General features: G+C 70.4%; 21 protein-coding genes and 1 tRNA gene. 8 read left to right on the top strand and 14 right to left on the bottom strand.

What is annotated here, in order from left to right:
* From ABT015_RS09200 to ABT015_RS09185, 4 genes are all read left to right on the top strand, one after another.
* Nucleotides 1-96: acyl-CoA dehydrogenase family protein (locus tag ABT015_RS09200; protein WP_157849844.1), on the top strand; the 96-nt coding region annotated here is incomplete at its 5' end.
* A gap of 133 nt (nt 97-229) precedes the next feature.
* A complete protein-coding gene (locus ABT015_RS09195; protein ID WP_350878054.1) occupies nt 230-964 on the top strand; it encodes a TetR family transcriptional regulator in 735 nt (244 codons plus the stop codon).
* A gap of 203 nt (nt 965-1167) precedes the next feature.
* The gene (locus tag ABT015_RS09190) at nt 1168-2553 is read left to right on the top strand and encodes a chloride channel protein (RefSeq protein WP_350878040.1); all 1386 of its coding nucleotides are present in this window, start codon (nt 1168-1170) and stop codon (nt 2551-2553) included.
* 210 nt (nt 2554-2763) lie between these two features.
* Nucleotides 2764-3486 (top strand): DUF2278 family protein, encoded by a 723-nt coding sequence (locus tag ABT015_RS09185; protein ID WP_350878039.1) that lies wholly within the window; start codon nt 2764-2766, stop codon nt 3484-3486.
* Between the two features lie 25 nt (nt 3487-3511).
* Here ABT015_RS09185 and ABT015_RS09180 read toward each other — a convergent pair whose 3' ends face one another.
* The 7 genes from ABT015_RS09180 to ABT015_RS09150 all read right to left on the bottom strand — a co-directional run bounded on the left by ABT015_RS09180 (nt 3512) and on the right by ABT015_RS09150 (nt 9048).
* Nucleotides 3512-4183, bottom strand: coding sequence for a carboxylesterase family protein (locus tag ABT015_RS09180; protein ID WP_350878038.1), 672 nt, complete (start codon nt 4181-4183; stop codon nt 3512-3514).
* A gap of 90 nt (nt 4184-4273) precedes the next feature.
* Nucleotides 4274-5755, bottom strand: coding sequence for a phytoene desaturase family protein (locus tag ABT015_RS09175; RefSeq protein WP_350878037.1), 1482 nt, complete (start codon nt 5753-5755; stop codon nt 4274-4276).
* Nucleotides 5756-5828: 73 nt separating this feature from the next.
* Nucleotides 5829-6467, bottom strand: a complete 639-nt coding sequence (locus ABT015_RS09170) for a flavoprotein (RefSeq protein ID WP_350878036.1) — start codon at nt 6465-6467, stop codon at nt 5829-5831.
* 17 nt (nt 6468-6484) lie between these two features.
* Nucleotides 6485-7015 (bottom strand): hypothetical protein, encoded by a 531-nt coding sequence (locus ABT015_RS09165; protein ID WP_350878035.1) that lies wholly within the window; start codon nt 7013-7015, stop codon nt 6485-6487.
* Nucleotides 7012-7923 (bottom strand): alpha/beta fold hydrolase, encoded by a 912-nt coding sequence (locus ABT015_RS09160; protein WP_350878034.1) that lies wholly within the window; start codon nt 7921-7923, stop codon nt 7012-7014. Before ABT015_RS09160 ends, ABT015_RS09165 begins: the two co-directional genes overlap by 4 nt.
* Nucleotides 7920-8768, bottom strand: a complete 849-nt coding sequence (locus ABT015_RS09155) for an HTTM domain-containing protein (RefSeq protein ID WP_350878033.1) — start codon at nt 8766-8768, stop codon at nt 7920-7922. The genes ABT015_RS09160 and ABT015_RS09155 overlap by 4 nt, the downstream gene beginning before the upstream one ends.
* A gap of 106 nt (nt 8769-8874) precedes the next feature.
* A complete protein-coding gene (locus ABT015_RS09150) occupies nt 8875-9048 on the bottom strand; it encodes a cypemycin family RiPP (protein ID WP_350878031.1) in 174 nt (57 codons plus the stop codon).
* Nucleotides 9049-9541: 493 nt separating this feature from the next.
* On the opposite strand from ABT015_RS09150, the gene ABT015_RS09145 reads away from it, so the two are divergent.
* Nucleotides 9542-10240 (top strand): ABC transporter ATP-binding protein, encoded by a 699-nt coding sequence (locus tag ABT015_RS09145; protein ID WP_350878030.1) that lies wholly within the window; start codon nt 9542-9544, stop codon nt 10238-10240.
* A 5-nt stretch (nt 10241-10245) separates the two neighbouring features.
* Nucleotides 10246-11922, top strand: a complete 1677-nt coding sequence (locus ABT015_RS09140; RefSeq protein ID WP_350878029.1) for a DUF6297 family protein — start codon at nt 10246-10248, stop codon at nt 11920-11922.
* Nucleotides 11923-12370: 448 nt separating this feature from the next.
* On the opposite strand, the gene ABT015_RS09135 is transcribed toward ABT015_RS09140, so the two are convergent.
* The 6 genes from ABT015_RS09135 to ABT015_RS09110 form a co-directional block, all read right to left on the bottom strand.
* Complete coding sequence (locus ABT015_RS09135; protein ID WP_350878028.1) at nt 12371-12559, bottom strand: hypothetical protein; 189 nt, start codon at nt 12557-12559, stop codon at nt 12371-12373.
* Nucleotides 12556-12801 carry a hypothetical protein gene (locus ABT015_RS09130; RefSeq protein ID WP_350878027.1) on the bottom strand — a complete coding sequence of 82 codons (246 nt, stop codon included), beginning with the start codon at nt 12799-12801 and terminating at the stop codon, nt 12556-12558. The genes ABT015_RS09135 and ABT015_RS09130 overlap by 4 nt, the downstream gene beginning before the upstream one ends.
* Before the next feature lie 268 nt (nt 12802-13069).
* Nucleotides 13070-13285 carry a hypothetical protein gene (locus tag ABT015_RS09125; RefSeq protein ID WP_350878026.1) on the bottom strand — a complete coding sequence of 72 codons (216 nt, stop codon included), beginning with the start codon at nt 13283-13285 and terminating at the stop codon, nt 13070-13072.
* A 74-nt stretch (nt 13286-13359) separates the two neighbouring features.
* Nucleotides 13360-13698, bottom strand: coding sequence for an Lsr2 family DNA-binding protein (locus ABT015_RS09120; RefSeq protein ID WP_350878025.1), 339 nt, complete (start codon nt 13696-13698; stop codon nt 13360-13362).
* A gap of 62 nt (nt 13699-13760) precedes the next feature.
* Nucleotides 13761-14231, bottom strand: coding sequence for a hypothetical protein (locus tag ABT015_RS09115; RefSeq protein WP_350878024.1), 471 nt, complete (start codon nt 14229-14231; stop codon nt 13761-13763).
* 851 nt (nt 14232-15082) lie between these two features.
* Nucleotides 15083-15373, bottom strand: a complete 291-nt coding sequence (locus ABT015_RS09110) for a hypothetical protein (protein WP_350878023.1) — start codon at nt 15371-15373, stop codon at nt 15083-15085.
* A 115-nt stretch (nt 15374-15488) separates the two neighbouring features.
* Between ABT015_RS09110 and ABT015_RS09105 the strand changes: the two genes are divergently transcribed.
* Nucleotides 15489-15680 carry a hypothetical protein gene (locus tag ABT015_RS09105; protein WP_350878022.1) on the top strand — a complete coding sequence of 64 codons (192 nt, stop codon included), beginning with the start codon at nt 15489-15491 and terminating at the stop codon, nt 15678-15680.
* An 87-nt stretch (nt 15681-15767) separates the two neighbouring features.
* On the opposite strand, the gene ABT015_RS09100 is transcribed toward ABT015_RS09105, so the two are convergent.
* A tRNA-Leu gene (locus ABT015_RS09100) sits at nt 15768-15855 on the bottom strand.
* Between the two features lie 291 nt (nt 15856-16146).
* Here ABT015_RS09100 and ABT015_RS09095 point away from each other — a divergent pair.
* Nucleotides 16147-17478, top strand: a complete 1332-nt coding sequence (locus ABT015_RS09095) for a M20/M25/M40 family metallo-hydrolase (RefSeq protein ID WP_350878021.1) — start codon at nt 16147-16149, stop codon at nt 17476-17478.
* The last annotated feature ends 155 nt before the right edge of the window (nt 17479-17633 follow it).

Here is a 17633-nt window from a genome sequence, read left to right as displayed (position 1 = left end):
CCGGTGGAGCGGATGATGCGGGACGCGAAGATCACCCAGATCTACGAGGGGACCAACCAGGTCCAGCGCATCGTCATGGCCCGCAACCTGCCGTAACAGCGCCTGCGAGGTGCACCGACGGCCGGGCCGAGCACCCGGTCCGGCCGTTCGGGGCCGATGCTATGTTCCGGGAATGAGCGAGAAGGAAGAGCAGGACCTGCCCATGAACGACGGGCCCGCCAAGCCGGCGATGCGCGAGGCGCTCGTCGCCGCGGCCTTCGAGCTCTTCCTGGAACGCGGCTTCGAGCAGACCACCATCGACGACATCGTCTCGCTCGCCGGGGTCGGCCGGCGCTCCTTCTTCCGCTACTTCCCGGCCAAGGAGGACGTGGTCTTCCCGGACCACGAGCGCAGCCTCGCCGAGATGACGGAGTTCCTGGAGTCCGGCACAGGCGAGGAGGACCCGGTCAAGCACGCCTGCGACGCGGCCCGGCTCGTCCTGCGGATGTACGCCGAACAGCCCTCCTTCTCCGTCCAGCGCTACCGCCTCACCCGCAAGGTCCCCGGCCTGCGGGCGTACGAGCTCTCGGTGGTCTGGCGCTACGAGCACACGCTCGCGGCCTACCTGCGCGGCCGGTTCGCCGACCGGCCGGACGGCCCGCTGCGCGCCGACGTGACCGCCGCCGCCGTCGTCGCCGCGCACAACCACGCCCTGCGCACCTGGCTGCGCTCGGGCGGCGAGAGCGACTGGGTGGTCGAGGTCGACGCGGCGATGGCCTTCGTCACCGGCACCTGGAACGACCGGCCGGGCGGCGAGAACGGCTCGGGCGGCTCGGGCGGCTCGGGCGGCTCGGGCGGGGAGTCCGGAGAGCCCGAGGAGTCCGGGGCGGACGATGTGGTGGTGCTGGTCGCCAGCCGCCGGGCGCCGCTGTGGCGGATGGTCCAGGGCATCGAGAGCGCGCTCGGCGACGTCCACCGGCTCTGACCGCCGTCCGCCGGCTCCGTCCGCCGACGCCGAACCGCTCCGCCGACGCCGACCCGCCGCGGAGGGCGTTCCCACCCGAACGGCGCAACTCCGCTCGTCCGGCGCCCGGCTGACGGCCCGCACGCCGTGCGGGCCGCCCGGCCCCGGGCGAGACTCGGTCGCAGGACGGGGGCCGCGCGCCCCGGGAGCGCGAAGGAGCGGCGATGCCGGGGACGCCCCAGCAGCAGGACGGTGGCCCCACCCTGCGCCAGGTGCTGCTCGGCAAGGGCTACCCCGGCCTGCTGCTGGTCGCCGTCCTGATCGGTGCCCCGGTCTCGCTGGTCGCCTTCGGCTTCGTCGGCCTGGAGCACCAACTCCAGCGCTGGGTCTGGGAGAGCCTGCCGGTCGCCGCCGGCTTCGACCGCGCCCCCTGGTGGTGGCCGTTGCCCGCGCTGCTGCTGGCCGGCCTGCTGCTCGCCCCCGTGGTCACCCGGCTGCCCGGGCGCGGCGGCCACGTCCCGGTGGACGGGCTGGGCGGCCCACCCACCCCGCCGGGCGCCGTTCCCGGCGTGGTGCTGGCCGCGCTCGCCTGCCTGCCGCTCGGCGCGGTGCTCGGCCCGGAGGCGCCGCTGATGGCGATCGGCGGCGGCCTCGCACTGCTCGCCGTCCGATCCGCCAGGCGGTCCCAACACCAGGATCTGGTACCGGTGTTGGGCACGGCCGGGGCGGCGGCCGCGATCTCCACCATCTTCGGCAGTCCGCTGGTGGCGGGCGTGATGATGATCGAGGCGGCCGGGCTGGGCGGCCCGCAGCTGACCGCCCTGATCCTGCCCTGCCTGCTGGCCAGCGGGGTCGGTGCGCTGGTCTTCACGGGCTTCGGCCACTGGACCGGGCTGTCGATCGGAGCGCTCTCGCTGCCGCGGGTGCCCGAGAGCGGCGTCCCGGACCCGGGTGACTTCCTCTGGGGTGTCCCGCTGGCGGTGGTGATCGCCGTGGTCTGCGTGGCCGGGCAGGCCCTCGGTCGGCGGGTCAAGGCCTTCACCACGGGCGATCCGGACGGCCCTCGGCCGGTGCCGACCGCTCGTCGGACCGCCGTCCGGACGGTGCTGTGCGCGATCGCCGTCGGAGCCTGCCTCGCGGCGTACGCCCTGCTCACCGGTCGCTCCCCGGAGGAGGCCGCGCTCTCCGGACAGGCCACCCTGGGCGCGCTGGCGGCCGACCCGGCGGCCTGGCCGATCGGCGCGCTGCTCGCCCTGGTGCTGTGCAAGACGGTCGGCTGGGGGATCGCCCTGGGCAGCCTGCGCGGCGGCCCGATCTTCCCGGCGATCCTGATCGGTGCCGCGCTCGGGGCGGCCTGCGCGCCGCTGCCCGGCTTCGGCACCGCGCCCGCGCTGGCCGCCGGACTGGCCGCCTCCGGCGCGGCCGTCACCCGGCTTCCGGTCACCAGCACGGTGCTGGCAGCGGCGCTGCTGGGCGGCCAGGCCGCCGACGCGATGCCGCTGCTGATCGTCGCCGCGGTGACGGCCTTCGTCACCGGCGAGCTGGTCCGGGGGCGGTGGAGACGCGTCCGCGCCCTGCCCGGCCGACCTCGGCCGACCCCGGCCGACTGACCGGCCCGCCCTCGTCCGGTCGCCGGTCGCCGGACGCCGGCGCCCCGACGTCAACGTTCTGCGGCGCGAAAATCCCTTCGGGAGACGGCAGATGAACAACTGCGGATTCCGCGGCACCCGGTCGGCGGTGTGCGCGATAACGGAGGGACCCCGACCGACCGACCGGCGGGGCACCAGGACCAGCAGCCAGGGAACCGAGGAACCACACCCATGCCGATCAGCGACTACGGCGTGCTCGCCGCCACCGCCGTCGACCGGCGCCGCGAGGGCGCCACCGACACCCCGCACTACCAGATCCACCTGCGCGACGCCGGGGGCACCGACTACCGCGCGGCGGTCAACGTCCTCTCCCAGCAGGCCCCCGCCGACCTGCGCTACCTCGCGGTCGAGGACTTCCGGCACCCCGTCACCGGCCTCCTCCCGCCGGCCGCCAGCGGCTGGAACCCGCTGGCGTCCCGGCCGGGCACGGCGAGCCTGGACTTCGTCCGGGGGCGCCTGTTCGACCCCGCGGCGATGCACGTCCTGCCGCCCGACCTCCCGGGCCCGGACAACGACCTCGCCGACGTGCTCGACCAGCACGTCCAGCGGGCGATCGCCGACCCGGCGGCCGCGGTGTACGTCTTCGGGCAGCGGTTCGGGCCCGAACCCGGAGTCCCGGACAAGGTGTTCGGCTTCCTGCCCGGCAACGGCGTGCACGACGTGCACATGAACCAGGGCAACAGCGGGCGGTTCCGGACGGACGACGGCGTCTACCAGGACGGTGCGCTGCTCATCCACCTGCCGGCGGAGAGCCGGTGGGCGGCGGTGTTCCTGGCCTTCCAGTCGCAGTCCTGGCACACCGACGACCGCACCGGACACGCCCTGCCCGCGTCGGTCCCGCACCCCACCCGCCCCCGGACCGGGCCCCGTCAGGCGACCGGCCCCCAGCAGTAGCGCCCGCCAGGGCCCGCCGGCGGCCTCAGCCCGCGCTGTGGGACCGGCGGGACTGGGCGAGCAGCCAGGCGTAGACCTCGGGGTCGTCGTACGTCCGCGTCCAGGAGTCGTGGCCGACCCCCGGGTAGCGGGTGAACCGCACCGGACCGCCCACCTCCCGCAGCGCCTCGACCACCCGCTCGGTGTGGGCGACCGGGACGACGTCGTCCTCCCCGCCGTGGAAGGCCCACACCGGGAGGGCGGCGAGCCGCGGCGCAGCCTCCCTCAGCCCGGACCCGCAGATCGGCACGGCGGCGGCGAACCGGCGCGGGTACCGGGCGGCGAGCGCCCACGTGCCGGTGCCGCCCATGCTCAGCCCGGTGACGTACCGCCGGTCCGGGTCGATCCGGTACGTCCGCGCCACCTCCTCGACCAGGGCCGCCAGCGCGCTCACCTCCGCGACCCACGAACTGTGCGCCGGGCACTGCGGGGCCACCACCACGAACGGCAGCTTCGCCCCGGCGGCGATCTGCCGCACCGGCCCGTGTACGGCGAGGGCGTCCAGGTCCTCACCGCGCTCCATGGCGCCGTGCAGGAACAGCAGCAGCGGCCACGGCCCGGGGCCCTCGTCGTACCCGTCCGGCAGCGACAGGGCGTACCCCAGGTCGTTGCCGTCCTCGTCGACGGCGAACCGGTGGTGCTGAACAGGTGCGGACATCGGTCTCCTCCAAAAGCGTCAGGGGTTCCACGGGGCGGACCCGCCGCCACCACCCTTGCGGAGCAGCCTCTCCGATTGATGACGCCGCCGTCACGGTTCACGTCGCAAAGACGCCGGACGCGGCCCGAGCGAGGGCGGCGCGGCGATGCCGAACTCCCTGCGGAGTGCGGAGAGGGCGGCGAGGTAGCCGCTCATGCCGTGGACGCCCGGACCGGGCGGCGTGGACGCGGAGCACAGGTAGACGCCGGGCAGCGGGGTCGCGTACGGGTTCCACCGGAGGGTGGGGCGCATGAGCAGCTGGCCGAGGGTCAGGGCCCCGGCCCCGATGTCCCCGCCGACGTAGTTCGGGTTGTACGCCTCGTACTGGACGCCGTTGGTGCTCCGGGCGGCGACGACCGTCTCGGCGAACCCGGGCGCGTACTTCTCGATCTGTGCCGTGACGGAGCCGGTGGGGTCCGCCGCGTACCCGTTGGGCACGTGCGCGTAGGCCCAGACGGGCCGCTTCCCGGCGCGGACCCGATCGGGATCGGCGACGCCGGGATCCACCAGCAGCACGAAGGGGTCGCCCGCGTCGACACCGCGGGCGACCCCGGACTCCCGGCGGTAGATCTGCGCCTGCGACCCTCCGAGGTGCACGGTGGCGGCCCTGGCCACGTCGGCGTTGCGCCAAGGGATCGCCTCGGACACCAGGAAGTCGACCTTGGCCGCCGCGGGCCCGTACCGGAACCTGCGGAGCCGTCGCCGGTAGGCGGCGGGCAGCCGCTCGCCCGCCACGGCCGAGAACTCCTTCGGCCCGGTGTCGAACATGACGACGCGCGAACCGCGCACCTGCGCCAGGTCGGTGATGCGCGCACCGGTGTGGAGCTGCCCGCCGTGGCGCCGGATGTCCTCGGCCAGGCCGGCCGCGATCGCCGAGCTCCCGCCGCGCGGCACCGGCCACCCCGAACTGTGCGCCAGGTGGCCGAGGAAGACCGACACGGCTCCGCCGACGATGCTGGGCAGCCTGCCGACGGCGTGCGCGGCCACCCCGGCGAGGAGGGCGGCCGCCTCGTCGGTCGCGAATCGGCGGGTGGCGAGCGCCGTCCCGTGGACCAGGGACCGCCATGCGAGCATCGCCGGAGTCCGCAGGGAGGTGGGGACGGAGCGGAAGTCGGAGAGGAAGAGCTCCCCGATCTCGGTGCTGCGGCCGATGAGCGGCGCCATCAACCGCCGCCAGCCGGCGCCGTCGCGGCCCAGCGCGTCGCAGGTCCGGTCGAGGTCCTGGTACGCCACGGCGGCTCGCCCGTCCGCCAGCGGATGGGCGTAGGACGCTTCCGGCCGGAGCAGGTCGATGCCGCGGGCCGACAGGTCGAACCGGCGGAGGAACGGCGAGACGGCGGCCATCGGATGGACGGCGGAGCAGATGTCGTGCCGTACGTCGCTGTCGAAGAGGGCGTGCGTGCGCAGACCGCCGCCGATCTCGTCCTGGCTCTCGTAGACGTCCACGTGCAGTCCGGCGCGGGCGAAGGTGACGGCCGCCGCCAGGCCGTTCGGCCCGCTGCCCACGACCGCGACGTCGCTGTTCCGTTTCATGCTCGGCCCGCCTCGTTCGTGCTCGGTCCGCCGCGCGGGATTCCACGGGCGGAGTGGCTGCCGGGAGCAGGCGCTACCGGCGGTCCTCCGCGTCGAACATTCCCTCCAGCTCCTTCAGGACCGACGGCAGGTAGAAGCCGGTCTCGCCCTCCCATTTTCGCTTCCCGACGCTGTACGCCGCGACGGTCCGGCTGACCGAGACGTTCGGGCGCCGCAGCAGGAGCTCCATGTTGTGTTCGACGACGGCATTTCCGGCCGGAAAGGCGGTGGCGAGCACGATCGGCTTCTCGGTGATCTGCAACGCCATGGTGGCGGGGGTGTTGCAGTTTCCCGCGGCGAGCCGCATGGCGAAATCGAGCGTCGCGGGGAAGATGGCGAAGGCGTCGACGCGTTCGCCGATCTCCACGTGAGCGGATTCCGGGAGGGAGGGGTCGGCGTAGTCGTCGGTCCACACGTCGCCGCCCACCAGTCGGCGCAGGGCGTCGAGCGTCACGAAACGCTGTGCGGACCTGGTCACCAGGAGATCGCTCGTGATCCGGGGAAACGACTGGCGCAGCCAGTGCAGCCAGTACGGCGTGAGCGCGGCGTTGATGGATCCGGTCACGATGAACAGGATCCGCTTCTCGCCCAGATCGGGGATCTCCTGATTTCCGCTGTTTCCAGCGGTTCCGGGGTTTCCAGCACTTCCGCTGTTTCCGGTGTTTTCGGGCATCTCGGTATTCCCCCGGTTCACAGGGCGAGTTCGGGCGAGATCATGATGGGCTTGATCCCGTCGGCACCCTCGGTCGGGACGGACGCCACGATCATGAACTGGTAGTCCCCGGACCCGCTGTTCTTCCTGCACGCGTCCCGCACGGCCCCGGCCATCAGGTTGTACCCGTCGCTGTTCAGCATCCACTCGAACATGGCCCCGTTCGAGGCGAGCGTGCGCACCTGCGACGCCATGTCGAACAGCGCCTTCGGAACCCGGCTCCCCGGGTTCCACAGCACGGCGAGCGGCTTCGCCTCGTTCCGCATGGCCAGGTCGGCCCACGTGGTCCAGCCGTCCGCGGGTGTCGCGCGCGTGCGGTAGAAGACGTACAGGTCCTCGATGCCGGGGTTCGGGGCGAAGAAGCGCCACTGCGGCAGGTCGGGGAAGAACGGCAGGCGCATCTTGATCGGCAGCTTGTCGTCGGGCAGGTTCTCGAAGACCGTCAGCACGACGTGCGTCACCAGGGCGGCCTTGACCAGGGACGCGACGGCCCTGCGCCACGCGCTCACGAGTTCTCCAGGATGATCGCCGCCGTCTGCTGCGCCAGGGCGGGCTTGGCGATGATGGACCGGTGGCTGCTCGCCGGGACGACGTGGAAGTCCGCGGCCACCCGCTCGCTGAGCTTGCGCTGCTGCTCGGTGTTGTCGGCGGCCGAGATGACGACGCGCCGCAGCGGCCCTGCGGCCACGAAGTCCTGGCCGGCGAGGGGCTCGTGGAGGTACTCCTGGCGCGCCGCCAGCAGCACCTGGGGGCTGGAGATCGAGGCCAGGTACGCCCGTTGGATGTCCGGGCGGTACTCGAGTTCCCGCTCGGTGGGGCTCGTCAGCCAGCGGGTGGTGCCCAGGGCCGAGCCGAGCAGCCGTCGCGCGGTGTCCTGGTTGTAGCGCGCGACCCGCCGCTTCGACCCGCGGTCCTCACCGAGGAGGACGGCGTCCGTCCCGTCGACGATGTGCAGGGCGGTGGCGCGCTCGCGCACGTAGGCGGACTCCGCCGCGACGTTCATGGCGGTGAGGGCGCCGATCGAGTGGCCGCACAGGACGACGTCGCCCTCCGGCGCGAGCTGTCGCAGGAGGAACTCGACCGACTGGGCCGGCCGCAGCCTGCTCTTCGAGCGCCAGTACCCGCTGCGGTGGTAGCGCAGGACCCGGAAGCGCCGGCCGAGCTGCCCGGCCACCCAGTCCCAGGACTCCAGCGGCGCGCCCAGACCGCTTTCGAGGACCGCGACGGGGGCGGTGGGGCCGAGTTCCCCGGCATCGAGCGCGTACTCGATCGCGAGGCCGTCCGGGCCCTGGATCAGGGAGGTCCCCTTGAGCCCGCTGCGCCGGGTGTACTCCTCCTCCAGGCGGATGTACGAGAGGTAGGCGCTGACCACGGCGGCGGCCCCGAAGGTGGCGACCACCTGGCGTTCGAACCTCATCCCCGGCCCCCGTTCCCGGGCAGGCGGTCCACGGCGTAGAGGACCGCCGCGTGGGCCGAGCTGAATCCCCAGAAGAACCGCGGCAGGCCCATCGTCACGGCGATGCCCAGGTGGAAGAGCTTGACGCCGGCCAGGGCCCTGCGGGCGTTCGCTGGCGCCAGCAGGTAGACGACCGGGAACCCGGTCTCCCAGACGATGGTGAACCACGTCATCGAACTGCACAGCAGCGGGCTCTTCTTCAGCCACTTGGCGACCGCGCTGTCCCCGTACTGCTGGGTCTGCAGGACCTGTTCCAGCGCCTCGCCCGACCGCCAGGTGCTGGAGATCGCCTTCGCCGCGCCGGCGGTCACGTAGGCGATGAAGGTCTGGGCGTTGACCGCGCGCAGGAAGAGGTCGTCGGACTTCTCGGCCCCGGGGACCAGGGCGGTGAGCAGGCGGTAGCCGCAGATCAGGGCGGCCATGTGGTCCGCCCCGTCCCGGCCGAACGAGGTGCGGTACTTGCTCAGGCCGCTGGAGGCCAGCATCAGGCCGGCTCCGGTGATCTGCTGCGCCCGGCTCCTGCGGCCGGTCAGGGTCAGCGCTCCGCCGACGACGCCCATGGCCTTGATGGCGACGGCACCGCCTCGGCTGTCGATCGCCTTGCGGAGGGCCTGCGGGACCACGCTGCGATCACGTTTCGAACTCAGGCCCTGCAAAAGGCCGTTGGGTCCGTAGGCGGCCGTCCGGGTCAAGGCTTCGAGGCCGCTGATGATCTCGCCCACCGCGGCCGGGGCCAGCGTCCAGTAATGCGCGTCCTCGCGCGATATGGGGTGGGAAGGCTCGTTGACGATCTTGGTGAATGGCATTCACGCGTCCTCGTGCTCCGGTCGAGCGGGGCCGGAAAGGGGAACCGTTCGCCCCCCTTTCCGGCCCCTCTGCTCACATGGGTGGTGTCACCGGTGGGTCAGTGGTTCAGCAGCCGAGGCAGATCGTGCTGCCCGTCACGACGACCTCGCATATGGCGACGATGGTGGGGGTGGTCATCGCGGGAGCGTTGTGCGCGTTCACGAAACCCTCCTGCGCCTCCGCGAACGAAGCGTTGACGGCATCGGTCACGAACTCGACACGCGATTCGGTGGCGTTCACTTTTTCTCCTTTTGATGGTGGAGACAGCGGCCAACCCACAGAGGACCGACGTCCGCTGCCGGCCGCTGCCGTTCGACCATATGTCGTTCCGGTAACCACGGGAAGACCCTTGATGTGTTCATGGTGTGCGCAATGCGAATCGGTTGCGGATAATTTCGAAGAAATTGACCAATTCCATTGTAGGTGGACATCCCGTGAATTCTGCACAATGCCCCTTTTGTTGTGGAGGCCTGGGTGTTTCTGTATTTGATCACTGATATCGCAGGTCAGGCCTTGATCGGGAGGTAGGGCGGGCGGTGGATTCCGCCGAACAGTCCGTATGGCCGCGAATCGCCCCATTTGACTTGACGGCCTCGGAGTCGGGGCCGAGGTCGACCGGAGGGTGTATTTGGGTCGGCTTTGCAGGATTGGGACGCCTTGCTATGATCGGCCCAATGTTCAGAAAAGTGTGAAAATGAACGTTTCGATCATCCGAGAGAAGACGGCTCGTCGATTGAAAAAGAAAACCGGCAAGGCGGCGGACGCACCGCTGCTGCAACTCGTCGACGTCACACACACGTACGGTGACAGCACCGTGCTCGACCGGGTCTCCCTGCGCGTTCACCGTGGTGAGTGCGTCTCCCTGGTCGGGGAGAACGGGTCGGGCAAGAGCACGCTGCTCCGCGTGGCGGCCGGCCGGGAGAGACCCTCCGCAGGGTCGGTCGTCTTCGACGGGGAAGAGATCCACGAGGATTCCCTGGACGTGCGCAAACGGGTCGCGTCGGTGATGGACCCCGGTGCGTTCTATCCGGACCTCACCGTGCGGGAGCACCTGCGGCTCGTGGCGCTGTCGCACGGCATGGGTGCCGGAGCCGATGCCGCGGTCGACGGGGCACTGGAGTCGCACCGCCTCACGGCGCAGTCCGAACAGTTCCCCTCGGCCCTGTCCTCCGGGCAGACCCAGGCGCTGCTCCTCGCCGCCGCCTTCATCCGGCCGCACGACCTCCTCATCCTCGACGAGCCCGAACAGCGGCTCGACTCCCACGCCCGGACCGCCCTCGCCCGCCTGATCGCGGAGCACCGCGACCGCGGGACGGCCGTCCTCATGGCCACCCACCACCGGGCCCTGAACGAGGTCGCGGACCAGATCGTCGAAGTCGGCTCGCGTGCGGGGCACTCGGGCCCGTTCGGGGCGGTGCAGGGGGAAGGATGAGCGGCTTGAGCGACAGCGTGGCACCCGCGACCGGGACGAGGACGCGGGTGCCCGACAGGTCGGGGGACTGCACCGCGGACACCCTGTTGTTCCTGCGCGAAGCCCGGAGCGGTACGCGCCAGGAGAAGCGCAGGAGCGCGTGGTTCATCGCCTACACCGTCCTCCTGGTGGGCGGCTGCTGGGGCGTCCCCGCCCTGCTCCAGTGGACGAGTTCGACCAGGGCGGCCGACCGGCCACCCGTGCAGATCGGGGAACAGGCGTCCGCGACGCTCCTGGCGCTGATCCCGGCGGTGCTGGTCCTCGCGCTGCTGCTCACCGCCCGGGGAGCGATGTGGCGGGGCCCGGTCCTGCTGGACCGGGCCACGACCGGCTTCCTGCTGCCCTCGGCCGTCGACCGGCGAGCCCTGCTCGCACCGGGGCTGCGGTCCTCGGTGGCGCTGGCCTGCGTGGTGAGCGGAGTCGCCGGCGCGGTCGCGGGCTTCCTGCTGCAGGGACTGGCCCCGCAGTCGTGGATCCTGCTGACCCTCGCGGGCTCCTGGACGGGCGTCTCGGTGGCGCTCACCACGAGCGCGGTCGGCGTCCTGGTCGAGCGGAACGACCAGTGGATGTCCCGGTACGGCCGCAGGGTCTTCGCCGCGGGGTGGCTCCTCGCCGCGGCCGCCGCCGCCGGCGTGTGGACGGCATGGAGGCAGGGGCGGCCGGGCTGGCCGCAGGACCTCCTGCTCTGGTCCGGCCCGTGGGGGTGGGCGTCCCAACCGCTCCTGTGGGCGCTCGGCCTCGTGGGTACGGCGGGCGCCGTCGGCACGGTGCTGTCGGTCGGCACCCCGGCGGTCGCCCTCGTCCTCGCCTGGCGGGAACTGCCCGCGATCCCGCAGGCCGCCCTCAGGCTGCGCGCGACGGTCGCCGCCCAGATCAGCACGTCCGTCCTCATGCTCGACCTCCGCCAGGCCCGCTCCGGAGTGCCGCGGCTCAAGGCGCGGCGCAGCACCCCCCGGCTCCGCCTCCCCATGCCGCGGCACCGGCTGCTACTGGTCCCGTGGCGCGACCTCACCTGCCTGCTGCGCAACCCCCGCCGCCTGGGGTGGGCCGTCGCCTGGAGCGGGACCGCCGTCGCACTGACCGCGGCCGCCCCCTCCTTCACCTCGACCGCGCAGCAGATCGTCGTCGTACTGTCCCTGGTCGCCGAATACCTGGCGGCCGCTCAACTCGCCGAGCCGGCCCGCCTGGAGAGCGACGACCCGCGACGCTCCACCAACCTGCCCTGGACGTTCACGTCGCTCGCCCTCCAGCACTCGGCGGTGCCCGGCGGCCTCCTCCTCGCGCTCACCGGAGCCGGCGCACTGGCGTGCGCGCTCGGTGGCCGGGACACCGCAGGACTCCTCCCGCTCCTCGTCTCCGTACCCGCACTCACCGCGGCCGCGCTGGTCAGCTCCTACCGGGGCGTCGTGCCCATGCACCTGACGATCGGTGTCAACACCCCCATGGGCAACACCGGCCCCGGCCAGGTGGCGGTCTGGTACCTGCGCGGCCCCCTGGCGGTCGGCACCCTCCTGTTCCCGCTCGCCCGCTCCGCAGCCCAGGGCCACCCGTACACCGCGGCACAACTCGCCTGGACCCTGGCCGTCACCGCCGCCGCCCTCTGGTGGGTCCGGCGCACCGCCCACCGCCTCCACACCCGATAACCCCGACCCCCACCAGGGGCCGGCCGACCCGCCATCACATCGGATCGACCGGCCCCACAAGGTCGGCCGCCCCCCGTCGCACCCGAAGCCACGACTCCCCGACGGAGATCCCCACCACCACCCGACACCAACCGCGGGGCCGCCGGCCCCGCGGTTGGTCACACGATGGCCGGGAAAAGCAAAAGACCCCTGAATCAACAGGGGTCTTGCCGGTGTCCGAGAGGGACTTTAACTCTCCTCTCGGGCACCAGACTCTTCCGTCCGTGACCTGCGGAAGCGTCGGTGACGCGCCGTAGGTTTGACAGCCTGCGCCGCCTGCGCGTCCTGCCCGTCTTTGGCCGTTCAGGACCGCTGTTGGTCATCCGTTGGTCACGTGGACCCTACCGGCCAATCGGCCCCGTCCCGCTAAGGGCGGGACGGGGCCGACCTGGGACCGCCGCCTGGCCCGTTACAGGGCGTTGTCGGGCGTGAAGCGGAGGTATGCCTCGGCGGCGGCACGTGTGTAGAAGCGCAGCGGTTCGGGGCGGGGCGGCAGGGTCTTCACCAGTTGGCTGGCCTTGTGGTCCTGGATGACCCAGACCGGGTACGAGACCCCGGGAAGGGCATCGGCCGGAACGATCCCGTACCGCCCGCTCATCGGCGGGTCACCTGGATGAACCCGCCGGCCTTCTCGACCCGCCTGGAGAACTCGTCGAACTCGCCCTCGATGGGGGAGACGGCTGCCCCGGACGGAATCAGGATCGCCCCGGCACCATTGCCCTTGATCATCTGCAAGCCGGCCAGGAACATGGGGCGTCGCTCCGGGGGCTTCTCCATCTCGTCGTCCACGACGGTGAGGGCCACCGTCCACCCGGAGGTGAGCGCGTACTCCTCATGCACGCCCCGGGAGTGCGATGCCCGAGAGGCATCGGCCCTGGGTCTTCGCGTGGGGTCCCCGGTTCTGGGCGGCGTGCATCGCTGGTCGGACGGCGTGGGCGTGATCGAGTTCGGCCTCTGGGTCGTCCCGACACGGGTCACGATCGGCTACGAGTACAGCGCCTGAGTTGCCGACGAACGAACGAACCGCCCCGGCCTACCGGCCGGGGCGGTTTGCTTTGCTTCGAGCGTTCAGCGCAGCGCGAGGAACGGGTTCCCGCTGTCGGCCGACTCACGGTGCGGAACAGGTACCGGGGCCGGCGGGGTGGTCCTGGCCGGGCAGGGCCGGACGGGCGTTGCCCCGGCTGGACACCTTCACCATCTGGCCGATGGCCGCAGACCACATGCTCAGCGCGGCCACGTAGATGCCGACCGGATCGCACTCAACGTACGGACTGACCTTCTCGACGGCCCGGCCGATGGGTCCGTACATCGTGATGGCGCTCAACTTCTCTTCTCCTGAGAGTGGTTGGGGTCGGGTGGCCGGGCAGACCCCGGCTGCCCAAGGTATGTGCTGGCTGGTCAGGCCGCTTGCTTGACGGCCACCCGGTGGGCGTGGCGGACCGAGGCAGGGATGGGACCCTTGGCGTTCACCGTGTAGCCCTGAACCTTGGCCCAGTCACGTATGGACTGTGCTTCGGTCCTGGCCTTGACGGCCTGAGTGTCCTTCCTCATCAGTTCGGGAAGCGGGTCACCACCCTTGAACTCTCCGGCGCATATAGCGTCTCGGAAGGCTCCGGGCCTGGCAGCTTCGAAGTACGGGATGCCGAACTCAACTGCGTCTTGCAGCTTCTCAGTTGCCCGCTCAGCACCCTCACCGCAGGTGATCAACACAGTGTTGGCGTCGGCCCTGCCGACCACCTCATAGCCAAGGTTGCGGACAGCGGAGGGGGGCTCCTTGGTGGTGTTTACGTGTTGTGGAGTCAGCCCAGAACCAGCGTCCGCGTGGCAGTCGCCTTGACGATTCCGGTCGCTGAAGGAATGAGGGTGACGGTCACAGTGACCGTGTCCCCAGTATGGAAGCCCTCTTCGAGGGAGTCCGGGAAGACGATAAAGGTCCGGTTGATATTCTGGCTCGTACACGGCTCTACAAGATTCAGATTGGTGCCGGAGCCAACGCCGGAAGTTTGATCTGTGGCTTTGGTCTCGAAGTTTGCCGATAGGTCCACGGGGTCGCAGCTGTAGGTAATGTGAACCTCCATTCGTCCGGTCGGTTCACCAAGAATCTTCAGCTCGTTGGCGCTGTCGATCTGTACTGCGGTGGCAGCACTAGCGGGGGTGGTCACGGCGAAGGCGAGGCCACCGGCCATCGTCATGATCAGAGTGGCCTTGGCCAGCCTGCGGAGGAGGGTGCGGCCCAGAAGGTTGCCGCGCTCAGCTATGTAGTTGCTCATGTACTCACCGTGGCCGAAGGATGCCCGCGCCACTACACCAGCGAGCTGTTCGAGTGTTTGATGCGGGATGGGCTCCCCCGATGGTTCGTGTGAAGTGTGTCCCGGCTGACTCGGTGCTTGTCTGAACTCCAGCAGGCAGTAGCTGACTTCCTCTCACGCGAGCCAAGGAAGAGACATGACCTCTCGTGCTGGTGCCCGCTGGGGTGCCCTTATCGCTGCTTCGGTGGCCACAGCTGGCCTGCTGACCGCCGTGACCCCCGCTCAGGCCCAGGCCGCTGTTCTGTGCGGCACACAGAATTCTGACTAAGCCTTTCACAACTACATTGACCAAAACAAGAACTCTTGGATCTTCAACAGCGATGGTAAGACGTTTGAGGTCCTTGCGCCGAACTCGACAACTCCGACTGCTTCCGGCACGTACAGTGCTTCACCGAGTCGGCTGGATCTTGTATCCCCTACCTCTCTTCCCCTCCGAAGCACGTTCCGTGGCTGCGATATCAGTGACCCGGCAACGCCAGCGTTTATTGCCCTAGTCTTCGATACTGCAAATACCCCGGTAGTGAATCTGAACTTGCTCGACTAGGAAAAGGGAAATTAGCTGGCCGTGCTTCTGGTGCACGCCGCCGGCCAGGGTCCCGACACCCCCGAGGACCCGCTTCTGCGGACTCTCTGTGGTGAGGACACCGGGTCCATGGAGCACTCCCAATTACCGGCCTGAGAGGCCTGGGGAGCCCTGGTTGCCCGGCGTACCTACGAGACAAGCGCTGTCAGGCCTGCGAGGACGTCCTGAGGCTCCAAAACAAAGAAAGTGGGCCCTCGCCGAGAAGGCGAGGGCCCGTCAGGGTTTGAGATCAGGAAGCAGGCCGGTCCACGGAGGCCTTGAGGATGTCCTTCGTGGGCTTGCTCTCATCAAAGGTGTGATCCGGCTTCACCGTGTCTAGCCCGGGGAGCCGAACGATCTTCCCACCGTAGAAGTGTGCCGCATCCATGTAATCGGCACGTACTTCTCTGAGCTTCCCCCGGCTGGGCGGGAGGTGCTGACTTAGGTAGAGGCGGGGATGTGCAGGGTACTTCATCTGAGCAGCCATCACAAAGGCTCCCTTCTCATGACCTATCAGGCCATCTCCGGCAACCTTCCGCACCTCGGGGGAACCTCATCACGGAGGCCGCGAGGCTGGAGGGCCGCAAGACCCGGAGAAGGTGCCCGCCCGGTGGCGGACGGCTCGGAACCGACTGCGCCTGCCCGAAAATTTTCGGTTGCACGACTGGCGGGGCTCGGAGATCACGAACGACCTCGACAACCGCGAGAACGCGGTGAAGGTCTCTGCCAACGCCCGGCACCACTCGCCGGGCTACACCATGGCGCGCTACGGAAGGCGCCGTGCCGAGGGGGGCAAGAAGCTGGCGGCCTCAAGCGCCAGCCGGATTGGTCTGTCCTCCCTGGCCTGACCAGGGATTCGCTGGGCTGTTGGTCACGTGGTTGGTCATGCCATAGCCGGGAAAAGCAAAAGACCCCTGAATCAACAGGGGTCTTGCTGGTGTCCGAGGGGGGACTTGAACCCCCACGCCCGATAAAGGGCACTAGCACCTCAAGCTAGCGCGTCTGCCATTCCGCCACCCGGACCGGGTGTTGTCTTTGCGGCTTCCGTTCTCTCGTCGGCCGCGCTGACAGATGTAACTGTAGCAAAGATCGGCTTGGGGTCCCAAAACGGTTCGGGGCCGGGGTGCGGGGGTGGTGGCGGGGGCAAGGGGGAGTGTGTGGCGGGGGCGTGACCAGGGGGTTTCGGGGGCGCGCAGGGGGTGGATCCGGGTCGGGGGCTGGGGGAGGATGGGCGTACGTGCTCGTACGGCCCGGGTGCAGGTCCTGGGGGTGGCGCGCTGGTGCGTCGGTGCGGGCCAAAGACGAGGAGTGACCGTGAGCGAGCGGAGCGAGTCGGCGGGGCCGAGGGCGACGGCTGAGTCGGAGGTCGCCGGGATCTGTCGCGATCTGATCCGGATCGACACCAGCAACTACGGGGACGGCTCCGGCCCGGGGGAGCGCAAGGCGGCGGAGTACGTCGCCGAGCAGCTCGCGGAGTTCGGGGTGGAGCCGCAGATCTTCGAGTCGGCCAAGGGTCGGGCCTCGACGGTGGTGCGGATCGAGGGCGAGGACCGTTCCCGTCCGGGCCTGCTGATCCACGGCCACACCGACGTGGTGCCGGCCAACGCCGCGGACTGGACGTACGACCCGTTCGGGGGCGAGATCGCGGACGGCTGCGTGTGGGGGCGCGGCGCGGTCGACATGAAGGACATGGACGCGATGACCCTCGCGGTGGTCCGCGACCGGCTGCGCACCGGCCGCAAGCCCCCGCGCGACCTGGTGCTGGCGTTCGTCGCGGACGAGGAGGCCGGTGGCACGTACGGGGCTCGGTTCCTGGTGGACAAGCACCCGGAGCTGTTCGAGGGCGTGACCGAGGGCATCGGCGAGGTCGGCGGCTTCTCCTTCACGGTCAACGACCAGGTGCGGCTGTACCTGGTGGAGACGGCCGAGAAGGGCATGCACTGGATGCGCCTGACGGTCGAGGGCCGCGCCGGGCACGGTTCGATGGAGAACGACGACAACGCGATCACCGAGCTGTGCGAGGCGGTCGCCCGGCTCGGCCGGCACAAGTTCCCGCTGCGGATCACCAAGACCGTACGGGCGTTCCTGAACGAGCTGTCGGACGCGCTCGGGGTCGAGCTCGACCCGGAGAACATGGACGAGACCCTGCGGGTGCTCGGCGGCATCGCCAAGATGATCGGCACCACGCTGCGCAACACCGCCCAGCCGACCATGCTCGGCGCCGGCTACAAGGTGAACGTGATCCCCGGCCAGGCCACCGCGCACGTGGACGGGCGCTTCCTTCCCGGCTACGAGGAGGAGTTCCTGGCGGAGCTGGACAGCGTGCTGGGCCCGCGCGTGAAGCGGGAGAGCCTGCACTCGGACAAGGCGGTCGAGACCACCTTCGACGGCGCGCTGGTCGAGGCGATGCAGACGGCGCTGCGGGCGGAGGACCCGATCGCCCGCGCGGTGCCGTACTGCCTGTCGGGCGGGACGGACGCCAAGTCGTTCCAGGACCTCGGGATCCGCTGCTTCGGCTTCGCGCCGCTGCAGCTGCCACCGGAGCTGGACTTCGCCGGGATGTTCCACGGCGTGGACGAGCGGGTGCCGGTGGACGGGCTGAAGTTCGGCGTCCGGGTGCTGGACCGGTTCCTCGACGCCTGCTGAGCACCTTGGGTGGACGGCCCGTTCCCGGAGTGCCGGGGGCGGGCCGTCCGCATTGTCCGAGCTAATGATTTGGGACAGGGCGAAGGAGATCAACAGAAACGATCCTGCAAGGAAATGCGGATCGAACGTATGTACGGACTGTCACCGTTGCGAGT

The organism is Kitasatospora sp. NPDC094016, assembly GCF_040304045.1.
GTDB lineage: Bacteria > Actinomycetota > Actinomycetes > Streptomycetales > Streptomycetaceae > Kitasatospora.
The sequence above is the reverse complement of the archived record's forward strand: the minus strand, read 5'-3'. Positions and strand labels throughout refer to the sequence as shown.